Origin of the sequence: Curtobacterium sp. PhB137 (genome assembly GCF_003814955.1) — a bacterium.
Taxonomy (GTDB): Bacteria; Actinomycetota; Actinomycetes; order Actinomycetales; family Microbacteriaceae; genus Curtobacterium.
Genome location: NZ_RKQO01000007.1, coordinates 190,848 through 208,194, shown reverse-complemented (window position 1 = coordinate 208,194; position 17,347 = coordinate 190,848). Strand labels below are relative to the sequence as shown.

Genomic DNA, 17,347 nt, shown 5'->3' with positions numbered 1-17,347 from the left:
CCGCACGCGACGGGCCGGCCAGGTCCGTGTCGGTACCGGTCTGACGACTGCCCGTCACACCGGTGGGCGACCCCCCACGAACCCGAGTGCTCGGGCCGCGACGCGCGTGCCCTCACGTGCAGCCGCTCCGACGCGCACGGGATCGGTCGCCCAGGCACGCACGAAGCCCGCGGCGAACGCGTCACCGGCGCCGACGGTGTCGACGACCGTGGCCGGCGTCGCGGGGACCCGGTGCACGCTCCGTCCGCGTCGCCCCACCAGCACGCCGTCGGCGCCCACCGTGACCACCACGAGCGGCACGTGCTCGGTGAGTCGCCGCACCGCGTCGTCGAGGTCGGTCGTCCCCGTCAGTTCGAGGGCCTCCTGCCGGCCGGGGAAGAGGACGTCGACGCCGACGAGGGCCTCGAGGAAGGCAGGAGCTCCGACCGACCGGACGATCGCTGCCGAGGACGGGTCGAGCGAAACCCGAGCCGACCCGGTCCGTGCGCGGGCGACCAGTGACGCGATGCGGTCGGCGCCACCACCGAGCATCGCGTGCCCGGTCAGGTGCACGATGTCCGCGCGTCGGGCCACGGCCTCGGGGACGTCGGCAGCCCTGAGCTTCCCGCTCGCGGCCGGGTCGGACATCGCCGTGCGGCCGCTGTCGTTGCGCACCGACACCACGACCCCGGTGGAGGTCATCGCGTCGTACCGCAGGTGCGGACGGACACCGGCGTCCTCCAACGAGCGCTCGTGCCGGTAGACGTCGTCGACGCCGACCCGCGCGACGAGGTCCACCTCGGCACCGAGCCAGCCGAGCCAGGCGGCGGTGTTGCCGGCGGCACCCGTCGGTCGGTGGCGGATCACGGCGGCGGGGTCGTGCACCCCGATGGTGTGCGCGGTCGTCTGCACGAGCACGCCGTCCAGGACGTCGCCGATGACCAGGAACCGTTTTCCGGCGCCACGACGGCGGCCCGCGACCACCCGTCCGGCACGGGTCCCCTCGGGCTGCGACACGGGCACGGAGGCCTCTTGCGGCATGGACATCTGCTCTAGTGTACGGGGAACCGAGTAAAGCTCCGTTTTCGGGCCCGCACGGACCCTCATTCTGGTGGCCAATCGCACTGTCCGACCGGTAACATACGCAATGCCACCATGTGGCGGGTCGTGTGCCCGCCACCGACGATCCGACGGAGATGCCATGCCCCGGAAGCCCGACCCGACGCTCAAGCCGGCGATCCTCGAGAAGGTCACCCTGCACCTGCTGGACACCAAGCTCGAGGACGTCTCGGTCCGCAGCCTCGGGCGCATCCTGGGCACCAGCGCGTACCCGATCGTCTACCACTTCGGCTCCCGCGACGCCCTCATCGACTCCGTCGTCGTGCACCTGGCCGACACGGTCTGCCACGCTGCGCTCGATCCCGCAGCTGACCACTCCGCCCTCGCCGACTACTTGGTGACCAGCTTCGGTCGCCTCGACGACCCGCACCGAGCCCTCGCCGCCCGGCTCACCTTCGAGCTCGGGTCCGTCGAGGCGATGGACGGCCGGGTCCGGCAACGCGGTCTGCACCGGGACCACGTGGCAGCGGTCGCCGCGTGGTGCCTCGCACACGGCTACGACGCCGAGGCCGCCGACCGCGTCGCACGCGACGCCGTGACGACTGCCCGCGGTGCCCAGTGGACCGCGATCATCGACCGCGAGCGCGCCGACACCGACGCCGCGCTCCGGGCGATCGCCGACCGGCTCGCCGCCGGCGCGGCAGTCACCGCGGGGTGATGCACGAACGGGAGGCACGGTGCCAGCTGGCACCGTGCCTCCCGTTCGTCCGTCGGTCGCGTCACGCGACCCGCGGTCGGTGGATCAGAGCGTCACGAACGACTGCGACTTCGCGTTGGCGAAGCGCGCCGCGACGTTCTCCCAGTCGACGATGTTCCAGACGGCCTTCACGTAGTCCGCCTTGACGTTGAGGTAGTCGAGGTAGAAGGCGTGCTCCCACATGTCGAGCAGGAAGATCGGCACGAGGCCGAACGGCACGTTGGCCTGCTGGTCGAACAGCTGGAACGTGGTCAGCTTCTGGCCCACGGTGTCCCAGGCCAGGACGGCCCAGCCGGAGCCCTGGATGCCGTTCGCGACGGCGGCGAACTGCGCCTTGAAGGTGTCGAACGAGCCGAAGAACTCGTCGATCGCCGCGGCGAGCTCGCCCTCGGGGACCTTCGTGTCCGGGCCGAGGTTGGTCCAGAAGATCGAGTGGTTGACGTGGCCACCGAGGTGGAACGCCAGGTCCTTCTCGAGCTTGTTGATCGCACCGAAGTTGCCCGACTCGCGTGCTTCACCGAGCTGCTGCAGCGCAGTGTTCGCTCCGGTCACGTAGGCCTGGTGGTGCTTGTCGTGGTGCAGCTGCATGATCTTGCCGCTGATGTGCGGCTCGAGTGCGGCGTAGTCGTACGGCAGCTCCGGCAGGGTGTACTCAGCCATGTGAGGTCCTTTCGATCAGTGGGTTGCGGATGGGATTCCGCGGCTCACGAGAGCCGGGAACGATCGGTGAGGGAGTGGAATTCCCGGTTGTGGTAGACCAGCGGCTCGCCGTGCTCGAGGCCGACGACGATGTCGAGGACCTCGGCGACGACGACGGTCGAGCTGCCGATCGGGGTCGTGGAGAGCGGGCGGCACCGCAGCGCGCTCGCGGCACTGGGCAGGTAGCGGTCACCCGAGGGCAGGGTGCCCCAGATCGGGTCGTCAGCGGTCGGGCTGCCGGTCGAGGCGAACCGCCGGGCGAGCGACACGCTGAGCGAGTCGACCAGGTGCACGACGAAGACCGGAGCGCCGAGCACGACCCCGGCGGACCCGGAGTTCGTCGACAGCGAGAAGACGAGGACCGGCGGGTCCACAGCCACGCTCGCGACGCTCGAGGCGGTGAGTCCGGTCGGACCGTCCGGTCCCTCGGCGGTGATGACGGCGACGCCGGCCGGGTGCCCGCGGAACGCGGACTTGTACGCTTCGGCGATGTTCGCCGGGGCTTCGTCGGGCATGGTGTTCGTCGTCGTTCCTTCGCGCGGGGGTGTGCCGTCACTGGGCGGGCATGTCCCAACGTATGACCTGAACCATGGTTGAGGTCAACGATTCACAGGTTCGACGGCTCCCGGGCGCGCCGTGGCGATGACTTCGTGAGCAGAAATGGTCGGGTCGCGTGGCGCAACCCGACCATTTCCGCTCACGAAGCGGCGCGCGTCAGCGGCTCACGAAGCGGCGCGCGTCAGCGGCGCTTGAGCATGACGACGGCGCCTGCGGCAGCGGTCACCATGAGCACCGCGGCGACGCCGGCCGTGATCGTCACGCCGGAGTCGAACGCTGCCCGTGCCGACTCGAGGAGCGCCTGGCCGGCGCCGCCGCCGAGGGACGACGCGGCGGACACCGCACCACCGAGCGTCTCCTGGGCAGCGGTGTGCGCCGTCGAGCTCAGCCCGCCCGGCACCACGACGTGTGCCCGGTAGGTGGTCGCCAGGATCGTGCCGAGGACGGCCGTGCCGAGGACCGCACCGATCTCGTACGCCGTCTCGGACATCGCGGACGCCGCACCGGCCTTGTCCGCCGGAGCGGTCGAGATGATGAGGTCGTTCGTGACGGTCTCGGACGCGCCGATCCCGATGCCGAGCAGCACGAACGCGAACGCCAGCGCCGCGATCGACGCGTGGTGTCCGAGGACCGCCACGACGGCGTACGCCGCGGCGGAGAACAGCAGGGACACCGACACGACCCAGCGCGGTGCGACCCGTGCGACGACCGGCACCACCGCGAGGCCGGCGACGATCGTGAGCACCGATCCGGGGATGAGCACGACGCCCGAGGCGAACGGATCGAGCCCCGCCACGAGCTGCAGGTGCTGCGCGATGAAGAACAGGAAGCCGGTCAGCGAGAACATCGCCATCAGGTTCATGAGCACGCTGCCGGTGAACGCCGTGCTGCGGAACAGGCGCAGGTCGAGCATCGGCGTGCGGGACCGCAGCTGCCGGCGGACGAACGCGATGCCGCAGACGACCCCGACGGCGAGCATCGCGACCGCGAACCCGCGCTCCTCCGGGTGCACGAACGACTTGATCGCCCAGGCGATCGGCGCCAGCGCACCGAGGGACAGGAACATGCTCGGCACGTCGACCGGTCCCGGCATCGGGTCGCGCGACTCCGGCACGCAGAACGGGACGCCGACGAGCATGAGCACGAGGATCGGCACCGCGACCAGGAAGACGCTGCCCCAGTGGAAGTGCGCGAGCAGCGTGCCACCGACGAGCGGACCGAGGGCGTTGCCGGCCGCGAACATGGTCGACCAGACGGCCAGCGCCATCCGCCGCTCCCCCGCGTCGACGAAGACGTTGCGGATGATCGAGAGCGTCGCGGGCATGAGCATCGCCCCGAACACCCCCATCGCGATCCGTGCGGCGACGAGCATCCAGGCGTCGGTCGCGAAGGCCGCGGCGACGGAGAACAGCGCGAAGCCGGTGGCCCCGATCACCAGGATCCGACGGCGGCCGATGCGGTCACCGATGCTGCCCATCACGACGAGCAGCCCGGCCAGGACGAGCGGGTACGCGTCGACGATCCAGAGCTGCGTGGTGGCGTCCGGGTTGAGCGCACGACTGATCGACGGCAGCGCGAAGCTCAGCACGGTGTTGTCCACCGAGATGAGCAGCACCGGCAGCATCAGCACGGCGAGCGCGAGGAACCGTCGGGCGCGGCTGCCGGTGACGCGGGTGGCGATGGGACTGGTGAGCAGTGCGGACACGGCGGACTCCTGGGACTTCGAGCCGGACCTGGTCGACGGCGGGCGGTGCGTGGGGCAGACGAGACGGGACGCGGGATGGACACGCGCCCCGTCAGGACTCCGTCAGTGTACCGTCTGGACGGTTATGGTTGCAAATGCAACCAACAAGCGGACGGGAGGCCCGTGGCGGGCTCGCCACGGGCCTCCCGTCCGACGGCTGGTCCCGCCCAGGGCGGGAGGCTGGGGCGGCGGCACGACCTGCGTCCGGTGCCGGGGTTCCGGTGCCGGGGTTTCGGTGCCGGGGTTCCACAACACGCCGCGTGGTCTCCGCCCGGGTTCCGATGTCGGGCGGCCTGAGCGCCGACATGCCGAGATTTCGGAACCTCGGGGGCGGGACCGGCGCGGGGCGCGTCGTCAGGCGGAGTCGCGGACCAGCAGACTGTGGCGCACGGTGCGCTGCACTGCGGCGCCGTGCCGCGGCAGCTCACCGGCGAGCATGCCGAGCGCGAGCGCGAGGGCCTCGCGCGCGACGGCATCGAGGTCGACCGCCAGGGTCGTCAGCATCGGCGACACGAGAGCGCCGAGCGGCAGGCCGTCGACGCCGACGACCCGGACCTCACCGGGGACGTCGACGCCCGCGCGGCGGCAGGCCTGCAGCACGCCGAGCGCCATCACGTCGTTGAAGGCCAGGATCGCGTCGAGTCGGCGCTTCCGAGCCAGGATCCGCGCCGTCTCGTCGGCACCGCACTCGGCGGTGCCGTGCGGCGCGTGCACGAGCTCCGGCAGGTAGCCGCGGCGGCGCAGCGCGTCCAGCATGAGCAGGCCGCGCGCACTCGTGTGGTCCGGCGACGAGTTGTCGAGCACGACCGGGTGCCGCACCCCGGTCGCCACCAGGTGGTCGGCAAGGGCCTCGATCGCGTCGGCGGGGTCGATCCACACCGCTGCCGTGGGCGGGTCGGAGGACGGGTCGAGCTCGACCATCGGCACGTTGCCGAGGAGCTCGCTCCACCGGTGCCGGCGCGAGCCGAGGTAACCGATGACCACGTCGGTCTGCGCACCGAGCGCCTGGACCATCCGGTCGGCGTCACTCGCCAGGTCGACGTCGGCGAGCATGACGTTCCACCCCTGCTCGGCGGCGAGCCGGAACACGGCGGACGCGAGCTGGGGCGTGTACGGGTTCCGCAGGTCGTTCACGACGAGCCCGAGCTGGTGGTCGCCGCCGGTCACCAGCCCGCGGCCGAACCGCGACGGCCGGTAGTCGAGCGACGCCGCGACGGCGAGCACCCGCTCCTTCGTGGTCGCGCTGATGCCGGACATGCCGTTCATCGCGCGGGTGACGGTCTGCCGGGACACCCCGGCGGCCGCAGCGACGTCGATGATCGTCGCGCGGCCGCCGGAGTGCGGGCCGTCCGGTGGCGACTGGGTCAGTCGCGGAGGTCCAGCCATGCCACCTGTTCCGGGGTGAGGTCGACGGAGAGGCCCGTCATGGACGATCGGGCTTCCGCGATCGTACGCGGTCCGAAGAGCGGGAACGTCGGGAACGGCTGGTTCAGCACGTACGCCAGGGCGATCGCCGTGGCGGGGACGCCGAACCGGTCGCCGAGCTCCCGCGCGCGACGGAGCCGCTCGAAGTTCTCGTCGCTGTAGTAGCAGCGGACGAGTTCGGCATCGCTGGTGTCCTCCGGCGTCGCACGGCCGGTGAAGAATCCACGGGCCTGCGACGACCACGGCAGCAGCGGGACCTGACGCTCCTCGAGCCACGCCTTCGACGCGGCGTCGGTCGCGTGCTCGCAGCCGTCCCACGGCACGTCGTAGGCCTCGGCCAGGCCGAAGTGGTTGCTGAGGACCTCGAACTCGTGCTTCCCGTTCGCCCGTGCGTAGGCGTTGGCCTCGTCGAAGCGTGCCGGCGTCCAGTTCGACCCGCCGTACACGCGGATGCGGCCGGCGCGGCGGTGCTCGTCGAGGACGTCGACGAACTCCCCCACCGGGATGTCCGGGTTGTCGCGGTGCATCATGTAGATGTCCGCGTAGTCGGTGCCCTGGCGCTCGAGGCTCTCGAGCAGCTGCTTCGTCAGGGACTCCGGGTCGCAGAACGGCGTGTGCGCACCCTTCGTGATGACGACAACGTCCTCGCGGATGCCGCGGTTCTGGATCCACTTGCCGAGCCGGCCCTCGAGCACACCGCCGCCGTAGATGTAGCCGGTGTCGAAGACGTTGCCGCCCTGCTCGACGAACAGGTCGAAGATCGCGCTGGCGTGGGCGAGGTCGGGCTGGTTGTCGACGCCCATCACCAGGCGCGACAGCCGCTTGCCGACACCCGGGATCTCGCCGTACTGCATGGGGTTGCCGTCCTGCACCCGGAGCGGCCGACCGCTCACGGTGGGGATGTCGGCGGACTCGGCCTCGAACGGGTAGCGCAGGCCGATCGCGGCGCGCCACTTGTCGAGGGTGCGAGCGGTCGCGAGCGACTCGTCGATCGTCATCTGTGCTGCCTCGACCGCACCGGCACGCAGGGCGTCGGTGGTGGCGTCGGCCTCACGGGCGTAGGGGTGCTCGCCGGCGAAGGACAGCGTGCGCGGGTCCTCGTCGACGGTGTGCACCTCGATCGTCGGGTCGGCGCCGAGGGTCCACGGGTCGGCGAGCAGGAGGCGACCGCGCGTGCCGTACACCGCGACCGCGTTGTCGTCCTGCACGAAGACCCCGGTGCGGACGGACGCCGTGATGCCGCCGCGGTAGGTCAGCTGCGCGACGGTCCACTCGTCGACACCGGTCGGCCCGAGGGTGCCGGTGGCGGTGAGCTCCGTCGGCTCGGCGACGGCGACCCCGGTCGCGGCCTGCACGATCGCGGCAGCCATCGTCACCGGGTACCCGCCGACGTCGAGGATCCCGCCGCCGGCCGTGTCGACGTCGAACAGTCGGCCGGTCCGCTCACCGGTCCGGAACGCGAACGAGGCGTCGATGTGCGTGACCTCGCCGATCACGCCGTCCCGCACGAGGTCGAGCAGTGCGGCGGTCTGCGGGTGGAAGCGGTACATGAACGCCTCGACCAGCGGCAGACCGGCCTGCCGTGCGGCGTCGGCGAGCGCCATGGCGGTGCCGTGGTTCGGGGCGAGGGGCTTCTCGCACAGGACGGCCTTGCCGGCCTCGAGCGCGGCGAGGACGAGCCGCGCGTGCCCGGTGTGCACGGTCGAGACGTAGACGGCGTCGACGCGCGGGTCGGCGAGGACCTCGTCGTAGGTCGCAGCGGAGACGTCGGCGAACCCGAGCTGCGCGGCTTCGTCGGCGAAGGTCTGCGCCCGCTCGGTGGACGAGCTGCCGGCAGCCACCAGGGCACCACCGCTCGCGGGCAGCTGGGAGAGGAAGCGGCGGGCGATGCCCCCGGGGCCGAGGACGGCCCAGCCGGGGCGGTCGGCGACCGTCGGAGTCGGGGTGCTGGCGGTGTTCGCGGTCTGCGCTGACATGCGGATCCTTGTCGTCTCGTGAACCTTCACGGTCACGACGACGCTAGTGCCACACGCCCGGCGGATCAATGCGGAAGTGCTTGACACGGCGTGTCTCACAGAGGATGCTCTGGACCACTTCGTGAGCGTTCACGGTCGAACGCTCCGGGGACCCGGTATCGCTGTTTCCAACCCGATCTCAACGACGAGAGCAGGTAGTTTCGTGACGTCATCTCCATCGATCAGTCTCAGCAGGCGGGGGTTCCTCGCCGGCGCAGGTGCTCTCGGAGCCCTCGCCACCACCGCCTTGTTGGCCGGGTGCTCCACGAGCACCGCCATCTCCAAGGACCCTGACGAACTCGTCCTCTGGTACTGGAACCGGTCGCTCGACCCGAAGTTCCTGCGGCAGGCCGCCGGGGGGATCGCCGGGCAGGGGTCCAAGCGGCTCCGCCCCGACCTGATCGGCGGCGCCTCGTACGACACCAAGTTCCGGACGGCACTCGCCGGGAACGCGTTCATCCCCGACGTCCTCATGGTCAACTCGAACTGCTGGCTGTACTTCCCCGACGAAGACCTGTTCACCGACTTCGACGACCACGGCGGCGCGGCGAAGCGGGACGAGTACTACGACTGGAAGAGCGCGCTCGGCCGGACGCCGAGCGGCCGGCAGTGCTTCTGGCCCGTCGACACCGGACCGACCGGCTTCTTCTACCGGCAGGACGTCCTGGCGAAGGCCGGGCTGCCGACCGACCCGGACGAGGTCTCCGACGCGATCGCGACGTGGGACGGGTTCCGCTCCTTCGGCGCGAAGATCCGGAAGGGTGCGGACGCCGCGACGGTCATCACCGCAAACCAGCTCTTCAACCAGTACATCTACGCCAGCCCCACGCGGTACTTCGACCGCGACGACCAGCCGGTCTTCGAGCAGGACGACAGCTCGGTGCGGCAGGCGTGGGAGAACGCCGTCGCCTGCGTCCGTTCCGGCCTCACCGGCAACCTGCAGTCCGGCACTGACCAGAACGCCGGGTGGGTGTCCGGCCGGGTCGCAGGACAGATCGAGGGAGCGTGGTGGACGCAGGTCATCCACGACACTGCTCCCGACGCCGCCGGTACGTGGCGGGTCGCCCGGCAACCGGATCGCCCGGGCAACAGCGGCGGGTCGTTCCTCGCCGTCCCGAAGACCTCGAAGGACCCGGCCGCGGCCGCCGCGTTCGCGCAGTGGATCACCTCGCCCGAGGTGCAGTCGCACACGTACAACGACATCCAGCTGTTCCCCTCCACCCCGGCGTCGTTCGACAACGGGATCATGCGGAAGCCCGGCGACTACTTCGGCGACCAGGACCCGCTGGCGTTCTTCAACGCCTCGGCGATGGACGTCCCGGTGACGTACATCTCCAACTCCGAACGGTTCATCGGTGCGTTCGCGACCGAGATCACGAACGTCGAAGCCGGGGGCAAGGACCCGGACCGCGCCTGGCAGGACGCCGTCGACCAGACCAACCGGGTCCTCGACAAGCGGGGGGTCCGCGCATGAGCACCAAGCAGGCACCACCGACCACGAGCATCCCCGCGGTCGTCGGGACCCCGACGTCCTCCATCACCACCGCAGCGACCGGCAAACGGTACGGGTTCCGCCGGTTCTGGCCGCAGTACGTCGCGATCGCGCCGTTCTACGTGCTCTTCCTGGTGTTCGGGCTGTTCCCGATCGTGTTCTCGATCGTGCTGTCGTTCACCGACTGGGACGGGGTCGGCTCCCCCGCGTTCGTCGGTCTGGCCCAGTACCAGTACCTGCTCGGCGACCCGCGGTTCTGGAACGCCGTCGGCAACACGTTCCTCATCTGGGTCATGTCGACGATCCCGATGCTCTTCCTCGCGCTCGTGCTCGCGTTCCTGCTGCACGGCAACATCCGGGCGAAGGGCTTCTACCGCGTCGCGTTCTTCGTGCCGAACGTCACGAGCATGGTCGCGATGGCGATCGTGTTCGGCTCGGTGTTCTCCGACGGCTTCGGCCTGGTGAACGCGGCACTGCGCGCACTCGGCGCGGACCCGGTCGGGTGGCTGTCGTCGTACTGGGGCATCAAGATCACCATCTCGGTGATGGTGATCTGGCGCTGGACGGGCTACAACGCGATCATCTACCTGGCCGGACTGCAGTCCATCTCGACCGAGTTGTACGACGCCGCCAAGGTGGACGGCGCGAACGCGTGGCAGATCTTCTCGCGCATCACCGTGCCGCTGCTGCGCCCGGTGATCCTGTTCACCCTCATCACATCGACGATCGGTGGGCTCGGGCTCTTCACGGAGCCGCAGATCCTGTTCAACGGACAAGCGGTGGGCGGCCCCGACGAGGCCGGCATGACGATCGTGCTCTACCAGTACGAGCAGGCGTTCAACCAGTTCGACTTCGGGTACGGCTCGGCGATCGCCTGGGTGCTGTTCCTGTTCTCCGTGGTGTTCGCGATCATCAACTGGCGTCTGCTCAGTGAACGCGACGGCCTGAAGACCCCACGACGACTCCGCGTGGCCCGCACGGTCCGCACCAGCACGAAGGGGGTCGACGCATGACCGCGACACCGACCACGACGACGACCAACACCGCCGCGGCACTCGGGCGACCGGGGGCCGCGGGGAACGAACGCGGCCGCGGGTTCCGCCGCGGCTGGCTCGGGACCGCCGTCACGCACCTCTGCCTGATCATCGGGGTGCTGCTGTCGATCTTCCCGTTCTGGTGGCTCCTCGTGATGTCGACGTCGACGAACGCCGAGATCTTCGGCTACCCGCCGTCGCTCTGGTTCGGGGACAACGCCCTCGCGAACGTGGCGTCCGTGTTCAGCAACGTCGACATGCTGCGGGCACTCCTGAACACCGTGCTCGTGGCCGGCAGCACCGCCGTCCTGGTCATGCTGTTCGACTCGCTCGCTGCGTTCGCGTTCGCGAAGTACGAGTTCCCGTTCAAGCGCACGCTCTTCACCGTCATGCTCGCCACGTTCTTGGTACCCGGCAGCCTGTCGCTGGTGCCGAGCTTCGTGCTCATGGCGAACCTCGGGTGGATCGGTGGCCTGCAGGCGCTCATCATCCCGGGGGCGGCGAACGCGTTCGGCATCTTCCTGCTCCGGCAGTTCGCCACCTCGTCGATCCCGAACGAGGTCATCGACTCGGCCCGGGTGGACGGAGCGGGGTTCTTCCGCACCTGGTGGTCGGTGGCGGTCCCGATGCTCCGCGGCGGGCTCGCGTTCCTCGGCATCTTCACGTTCATCACCGCCTGGAACGACTACGTCTGGCCGCTCATCGTCCTCATCGACCCGAAGGGACAGACCCTGCAGGTCGCCTTGGCCGGACTGAGCTCGGTGAACGCGACCGACCTCGGGGCGGTGATGGCCGGCGCCGTGATCAGTGTGTTCCCGCTCATCGGCGTGTTCATCATCGGCTCGCGCCACTTCATCGCCAACATCGCCGCCGGAGCGCTGAAGGGCTGACGCGCCGAGCGCCCCGACCGGCAGGGTGCAGGCGTCGCGGGATGGCCCGCGACGCCTGCACCTGCTCGTGCACAACTCCTCCTAGACTCGTGCCCATGGCCAGTGCCCGCGACCGCGTCCTCGACAGCTTCGTCGCCATCGTGTGCGAAGACGGCGAACGTCCCGCGACGCTCGACGCCGTCGCCGCCCGCGCCGGTGTCTCCAAGGGCGGGCTGCTGTACCACTTCGGCTCCAAGGCGGCCCTGGTCGAGGGGCTGTGCGAGCGACTCTCCGACCTGTCCGCGATCGACGTCGAGCGCATGGCCGAGGCCGAGGACGGTGCCGCCCGCTACTTCGTCCGAAACTGCCTGTTCGTCGGCAGTGAGCTCGACCTCGCGCTCCTCGCCGCGAGCCGCCTGCAGCAGGCCGGCTACGAAGAAGCGGGCCGGACCCTCGACGACACCGAGAACGCGTGGCTCGTGACCCTCGTCGACGCCCTCCACGACGAGCCCACCGCCCAGGCGGTCAAACTCCTCGGCGACGGCCTGTACCACCAGGCCTCCCTCGGTGCCGCGAGCGACGGTCGACCGAAGCGCAGCACCGTCGACATGGAGGCGCTCCTCGCCGTCGTGGACCGTCTGATCGCGACGAAGCCCGGCGCGTGAACGACCATCCCCGTTCCTGGGGATAGACTTGGCGACGTTCCACTCGTCGACACCCGGAGGTATCCCGTGGGCCGCGTCATCGCCGCTGTTTTCTCGATCCTGCTGCTGCTGGTGTCGATGTACCTGTTCGGGTTCGCGTTCCAGGTCGACTCGGGCCAGGCGTTCATCTTCATGGGTGGCCTCATCCTGATGACCCTCTCCTTCTTCCTGCCGATCCACGTGTTCGGCAAGCGGTAACCACTCCGCCGACGCAGAACGGCCCCGCACCTCTCGAGGTGCGGGGCCGTTCTGCGTGCGGGCGCCGTGTGAACCAGCCGCGCTACGCGAGCACGCGCAACGAGCGCAGCGTCACCGCGGTCGCGACCGCGGCGTGCACGGCCTCGGCGCCCTTGTCCTCCTTCGAGCCGGGCAGCCCGGCCCGGTCGATGCCCTGCTGCTCGTCGTCCAGGGTCAGCACGCCGAACCCGACGGGCTTGCCGCTGTCGATCGCCACGCGGGTGAGCCCACTCGTGGCGGCGTCGGACACGTACTCGAAGTGCGGGGTGCCGCCCCGGATGATCACGCCGAGCGCGACCGCGGCGTCGAACCCGGCCTCGAGGGCGGTCTTCGCGACGACGGGCAGCTCGAAGCTCCCCGGGACCGGGAACACCGACGCGGTGGCGCCGAGCCGTTCGACCTCGCGCTGCGCCCCGGCGAGGAGGCCCGCCGCGATCGTGTCGTGCCACTGCCCGGCGACGATGGCCACCCGGATCCCGGTGCCGTCGACGTGGTCGCGGTCCGCCGCGCCTGCTCCGCTCATCGTGCTGTTCCTTCCGTGGACAGGGCAGCTGCTGCCGTTGTCCGGTCTGCCGCGTCCAGCCACTCGACGAGCGCGGCGATGGTGATGACGGGCACGCCCTCGCGCGCCCCGAGTGCGACGAGCGCCGGCAGCCGCATCATGCTGCCGTCCTCGTCGACGATCTCGCAGATCGCCGCGGCAGGCCGGAGCCCGGCTGCGGTGACGAGCTCGATCGCGGCTTCGGTGTGTCCCGCACGTTCGCGGACCCCGCCCGGTCGTGCCCGCAGGGGGACGACGTGGCCGGGGCGGTGCAGGTCGTCGCGCACGGAGGTCGGGTCGGCGAGGACCCGCAGCGTGCGCGCTCGGTCGTGGGCGCTGATGCCCGTGGTGACCCCGACGGCTGCGTCGACGGTGACGGTGTACGCGGTGCCGCGGACGTCCTCGTTGTGCTGGACCATCGGCGGCAGGTCGAGGGCGTCGGCGATCTCGACGCTGACGGGCGCGCAGATGAACCCCGACGAGTGCGCCACGGTCCAGGCGATCCACTCCGGCGTCGCGAGCTCGGCGGACAGGATGACGTCGCCCTCGTTCTCGCGGTCCTCGTCGTCGACGACGATCACCGGGCGGCCGGCCGCGACCGACGCGATCGCGAGTTCGATGCTCGACGAGCCGAGCGTCTGCGGGACCGAGGCGACCATCACCGGGCCTCCGATCCGACGGGCTCGAACGAGCCGACGGGCTCGGACGAGCCCGCGGGCTCGAGCGAACCGACCGCGGCGTCGAGCGAACCGACCGCGGCGTCGAGCCGCAGCATCCGGCGCACGTGCCGCGCGAGCACGTCGGTCTCCACGTTCACCCGGTCCCCCGGCACGCGCAGGCCGAGGGTCGTGGCCTCGAGCGTCTCCGGGATCAGGCTGACCTCGAACCAGGCGGCGTCCGGCGCGGTGTCCTCGGGCGAGACGGCACTGACGGTGAGCGAGACGCCGTCGAGCGCGATCGACCCCTTGTCGACGACGAGCGGGCTGAGCGCCGGCGCGAGCGAGAACCGCACCCGGCGCCAGCCGTCGCCGTCCGCGGTCTCGAGCACGGTGGCGGTGCCGTCGATGTGGCCCTGCACGATGTGGCCGCCGAGCCGGTCGCCGACCGACGCCGCGCGCTCGAGGTTCAGGCGGTCGCCCACCCGCAATGCTCCGTGCGCGCTCATGTCGAGCGTCTGCTTCATGACGAACGCGGTGAAGGAGTCGGGGGTCTGCTCGACCACGGTCAGGCAGACGCCGCTGGTGGCGATGGAGTCGCCGTGGCTGGCGTCCGCGACCACGATCGGCCCGCGGACGGTGAGCGCGACGGAGTCGCCGTGCTGCTCGACGGCGGTGACGGTGCCGAGTTCCTCGATGATGCCGGTGAACACTGGTGTCCTCTCAACGGGACTCCGGGGGCGTTCGACGATCGTCGGCATCGACGGACGGGTCGTCCCACGCAGGGTGGGTCGTCTCGTCCGCCAGCGCGCCTCCCATCCGGACTCTCACCGTCGGTCCCGGAGTTTCACCGAGTCAACCTCTGCCGGGTTCGCACCCGTCATCAGTTCGTGGACTGTCACCACCGGTTCGGAATTGCACCGACCCCGGAGCGCTTGCGTAGTCGGAACGATACCCCAGACCGGTGACGGACGCGTCGGGCCGGAGCGGGGCACGTAACGGGGCGACGCGGCGCACGGCCGGGAGGCCCGGGGCGGGCCCGCACCGCGCCTCCCGTCCGCCGCCCGGTCGCGTCCACCGCACCGGCCCCGTCGACCGTGCCGCCTCAGCCGCGTCCGCGCGCGAGCGCGACCGCCTGCCGCAGGGACAGGTCCGGCAGGTACGCCCGGACGACCGCGAGGCCGATCGACGGCAGCGCGACCGGGTCGGGGTAGGCGAGGACGAGCGGGTGCAGGTCGGGGCCGAACTTCTGCTTGAACCGGAGCAGCGACCGGAAGCCGTAGACCGGTTCGAGGACTCCCCCGACGAGCTCGAGCAGGCTCTGCACGCCGTCGCTCGGTGCAGCGTTCTCGCCCGCCTGCGCGAGCGGTGCCGCCGACAGGCTGAGTCGTTCGACGCCGTCGTCGCGCATCCGTTCGGCGGCGCTCGCGACGAGGAACTCCATCACGCCGTTCGGCGCGGCCTCGGTCCGGCGCATCACGTCGAGGGTCCAGCCGACGACCCGCCCCTCGCGGTGGCTCGGCAACCAGCTCGTCACGGCGAGCACCCGCCCGGTGGCGTCCTGCGCGACGAGCGTCCGGACGGCGGGGTCGCGCATCTCGTCCACCCCGCCGAGCGTGAAGCCCATCTCGGGGAGCTCCCGCTCGGAGACCCACTCCTCCGAGATCGCCTCGATCTGCCGTGCCGTCGACGGCGGCAGGTCCTGCCAGGACGACCAGGTGGCGGTGATGCCCTCGCGGCGGGCCCGGTTCACGGCGGTGCGGACGTCCTGCTTGCGCTTGCCCGTCGTCGTCCACGTGCGGGGGTCGAGGTCGGCGTCCTCGGCGACCGGCAACGTCGACCACCCCTGCGTCGTGAGCAGCTCGGCCGTCCCGGCGTCGATGCCGTAGAAGACCGTCGTCCACCCGTTGTCGTCGCAGTACCGGGCGAAGTCCGTCATCGCGGCGGCGCGGGCGTCCGGGTAGCCGAACGGGCCACCCACGGTGACGGCCACCCCACCGTTGCGCCGGAACGCCACCCCGGCGCGCCCGTCGGCCGCGAACCAGTAGGCGTTGCCGCGCCAGGTCGTCATCCACCCGAAGGTGTCGCCGCCGCCCGCGAGCACCAGCGCCCGGGCCCGTTCGCGGTCGGACCGGGAGCCGTCCGCGTCGGTGTCGGGTTCCACTGCGCCGGTGGGCCGGACCGCGGCGAGCGCGACGACGAACCAGAGCACGGGGCCGGCGAGTCCGATCACGATGCGCAGCGCCGTCCCGAGTGAGGGCAGTTGCTCCCAGAAGGTCAGCGGCGAGAGGGGGCCGAGGGCGGCGACGGCGAGCCGGAGCGGGTCCTCGACGTGCTCCGGGGCCGACGCCGCGAACACCGCGACGGTGCCGACCACGACGGCGACCGCCGCGACCACGGTCACCGCGAAGGCGACCACACGCCGCCGTGAGGGCAGCACGGTGAACGACCGGCGCCGGAGCACGAGGACGGCCGCGGTCGCGAGGGGCACCACGATCGACGCACCGACCGACAGCGCCGTGACGAACTCGTCGGCGGTGCCCTGCAGCCCACCGGCCCGCGCCGGCAGCACCCCGTAGGTCACCGCGGCCGCGACCGCCGTCACCACGTCGACCGCCACCACGAGCCAGACGGCGAACCGGCTGCCCCGGAAGAGCCCGAGGCCGCCCACCACGAGGACGAGCAGCGGCGCGATGGCGAGCAGCAGCGTCCACGGGTCCGTCGCCCGGTACGCGAGCAGCGCGCGGAGGCACTGCCCAGCGGCCCCGTCGGTGCCGCAGCCGCTCACGGGGGTGACCGGCCCGGTGCCGAGCACCGCGGCGATCGGCGCGAGCAATCCGATCCGTGCGCGGGAGACGAGCGCCACCACGGGGCCGATCGCCGACACCAGCACGACCGTCCCGAGCAGGACCCGGGTCTCGCGGTGCGAGCTGCGCACCCATCCGCCGCGCTCCGGGGTGCGGCGGAGCAGCTCACCGAGCACCCACCCCGCGGCGGCGGCGAGCACCGCGTACAGGTCGGAGGCGTGTCCGGCGTAGAGCAGGAGCGCGGCCACGACGGCGAGCGCGTTCACCCGGATGCGTCGTCGCCAGAGCGGTCCGGCGAACGCGCTCGCGGTGACGATCGTCCCGACGATCGCGGTCCAGGGGTCGAAGGCCGTCGCCCGCCCGAGCAGCAGGCCGGTGAGGTCGCGGCCGTCCGTGTCGACGAACGCGGTGAGCGCGCCGGCCGCGGTGCCGACGACCGTGGTGACGACGAACGCCAGGGCGGTCCGCCACGACCCCATCAGCCGCTCGGCGGCACCGACGAGGACGACGACGCCGGCGATCGTGGTGAGCAACGCGACCGCGCCGGTGGACGCCGCGAAGATCCGGAAGGGCCCGTACGAGGCCGGGTCGGCACCGTGCAGCACCCGGACGACGATGCCGAAGACCGCGGTCGCGACCACGAGGAACGTGATGGCGGCCGTCACCGGATGCCGGACGAGGGCGGAGCGCACCCCCTCATGGTGGTGCCGGCCGGCCGTTCGGACAACTCCGGGCACGGTGACGAGGGGCGCCGGCGGTGCGACGCCCCTC

Annotated in this window: 16 protein-coding genes and 1 riboswitch; of the genes, 6 read left to right on the top strand and 10 right to left on the bottom strand. The window is 71.3% G+C overall.

What is annotated here, in order from left to right:
* Positions 1 to 54: 54 nt before the first annotated feature.
* A complete protein-coding gene (locus tag EDF28_RS13095; protein WP_185094241.1) occupies positions 55 to 1,026 on the bottom strand; it encodes a carbohydrate kinase family protein in 972 nt (323 codons plus the stop codon).
* A 154-nt stretch (positions 1,027 to 1,180) separates the two neighbouring features.
* Between EDF28_RS13095 and EDF28_RS13090 the strand changes: the two genes are divergently transcribed.
* Positions 1,181 to 1,756: a hypothetical protein gene (locus EDF28_RS13090; protein WP_123938599.1), complete on the top strand. Its 576-nt coding sequence runs from the start codon at positions 1,181 to 1,183 to the stop codon at positions 1,754 to 1,756.
* Between the two features lie 84 nt (positions 1,757 to 1,840).
* Here EDF28_RS13090 and EDF28_RS13085 read toward each other — a convergent pair whose 3' ends face one another.
* The 5 genes from EDF28_RS13085 to EDF28_RS13065 all read right to left on the bottom strand — a co-directional run bounded on the left by EDF28_RS13085 (position 1,841) and on the right by EDF28_RS13065 (position 8,197).
* On the bottom strand, positions 1,841 to 2,455 hold the full coding sequence (locus EDF28_RS13085; RefSeq protein WP_111084300.1) for a superoxide dismutase: 615 nt from the start codon (positions 2,453 to 2,455) through the stop codon (positions 1,841 to 1,843).
* A 44-nt stretch (positions 2,456 to 2,499) separates the two neighbouring features.
* The gene (locus EDF28_RS13080) at positions 2,500 to 3,009 is read right to left on the bottom strand and encodes a flavin reductase family protein (protein ID WP_123938598.1); all 510 of its coding nucleotides are present in this window, start codon (positions 3,007 to 3,009) and stop codon (positions 2,500 to 2,502) included.
* Between the two features lie 224 nt (positions 3,010 to 3,233).
* Entirely contained in the window at positions 3,234 to 4,757 is a 1,524-nt protein-coding gene (locus EDF28_RS13075; protein ID WP_123938597.1) for an MFS transporter, read from the bottom strand.
* A gap of 393 nt (positions 4,758 to 5,150) precedes the next feature.
* Complete coding sequence (locus tag EDF28_RS13070; protein WP_123938596.1) at positions 5,151 to 6,182, bottom strand: LacI family DNA-binding transcriptional regulator; 1,032 nt, start codon at positions 6,180 to 6,182, stop codon at positions 5,151 to 5,153.
* Positions 6,161 to 8,197 carry an aldo/keto reductase gene (locus EDF28_RS13065; RefSeq protein WP_123292074.1) on the bottom strand — a complete coding sequence of 679 codons (2,037 nt, stop codon included), beginning with the start codon at positions 8,195 to 8,197 and terminating at the stop codon, positions 6,161 to 6,163. The genes EDF28_RS13070 and EDF28_RS13065 overlap by 22 nt, the downstream gene beginning before the upstream one ends.
* Positions 8,198 to 8,399: 202 nt before the next feature.
* On the opposite strand from EDF28_RS13065, the gene EDF28_RS13060 reads away from it, so the two are divergent.
* The 5 genes from EDF28_RS13060 (at position 8,400) to EDF28_RS19270 (ending at position 12,533) form a co-directional block, all read left to right on the top strand.
* Positions 8,400 to 9,710 (top strand): ABC transporter substrate-binding protein, encoded by a 1,311-nt coding sequence (locus EDF28_RS13060; RefSeq protein ID WP_235036058.1) that lies wholly within the window; start codon positions 8,400 to 8,402, stop codon positions 9,708 to 9,710.
* Positions 9,707 to 10,741: a carbohydrate ABC transporter permease gene (locus EDF28_RS13055; RefSeq protein WP_123938595.1), complete on the top strand. Its 1,035-nt coding sequence runs from the start codon at positions 9,707 to 9,709 to the stop codon at positions 10,739 to 10,741. Before EDF28_RS13060 ends, EDF28_RS13055 begins: the two co-directional genes overlap by 4 nt.
* Entirely contained in the window at positions 10,738 to 11,652 is a 915-nt protein-coding gene (locus tag EDF28_RS13050; RefSeq protein WP_123938594.1) for a carbohydrate ABC transporter permease, read from the top strand. Before EDF28_RS13055 ends, EDF28_RS13050 begins: the two co-directional genes overlap by 4 nt.
* Positions 11,653 to 11,747: 95 nt before the next feature.
* The gene (locus EDF28_RS13045; protein WP_123292071.1) at positions 11,748 to 12,296 is read left to right on the top strand and encodes a TetR/AcrR family transcriptional regulator; all 549 of its coding nucleotides are present in this window, start codon (positions 11,748 to 11,750) and stop codon (positions 12,294 to 12,296) included.
* 66 nt (positions 12,297 to 12,362) lie between these two features.
* Complete coding sequence (locus tag EDF28_RS19270) at positions 12,363 to 12,533, top strand: hypothetical protein (protein WP_159574085.1); 171 nt, start codon at positions 12,363 to 12,365, stop codon at positions 12,531 to 12,533.
* Positions 12,534 to 12,615: 82 nt separating this feature from the next.
* Here the strand turns inward: EDF28_RS19270 and ribH are convergent, their stop codons facing one another.
* The 4 genes from ribH to EDF28_RS13025 all read right to left on the bottom strand — a co-directional run bounded on the left by ribH (position 12,616) and on the right by EDF28_RS13025 (position 17,268).
* A complete protein-coding gene (gene ribH, locus EDF28_RS13040) occupies positions 12,616 to 13,095 on the bottom strand; it encodes a 6,7-dimethyl-8-ribityllumazine synthase (protein ID WP_123938593.1) in 480 nt (159 codons plus the stop codon).
* On the bottom strand, positions 13,092 to 13,772 hold the full coding sequence (gene ribB / locus EDF28_RS13035) for a 3,4-dihydroxy-2-butanone-4-phosphate synthase (protein WP_123292069.1): 681 nt from the start codon (positions 13,770 to 13,772) through the stop codon (positions 13,092 to 13,094). Before ribB ends, ribH begins: the two co-directional genes overlap by 4 nt.
* Positions 13,772 to 14,482, bottom strand: coding sequence for a riboflavin synthase (locus EDF28_RS13030; RefSeq protein ID WP_123938592.1), 711 nt, complete (start codon positions 14,480 to 14,482; stop codon positions 13,772 to 13,774). The genes ribB and EDF28_RS13030 overlap by 1 nt, the downstream gene beginning before the upstream one ends.
* Positions 14,483 to 14,572: 90 nt before the next feature.
* A riboswitch (FMN riboswitch) is annotated at positions 14,573 to 14,707 on the bottom strand.
* A gap of 167 nt (positions 14,708 to 14,874) precedes the next feature.
* Positions 14,875 to 17,268 carry a bifunctional lysylphosphatidylglycerol flippase/synthetase MprF gene (locus EDF28_RS13025; RefSeq protein ID WP_123938591.1) on the bottom strand — a complete coding sequence of 798 codons (2,394 nt, stop codon included), beginning with the start codon at positions 17,266 to 17,268 and terminating at the stop codon, positions 14,875 to 14,877.
* Positions 17,269 to 17,347: the final 79 nt, after the last annotated feature.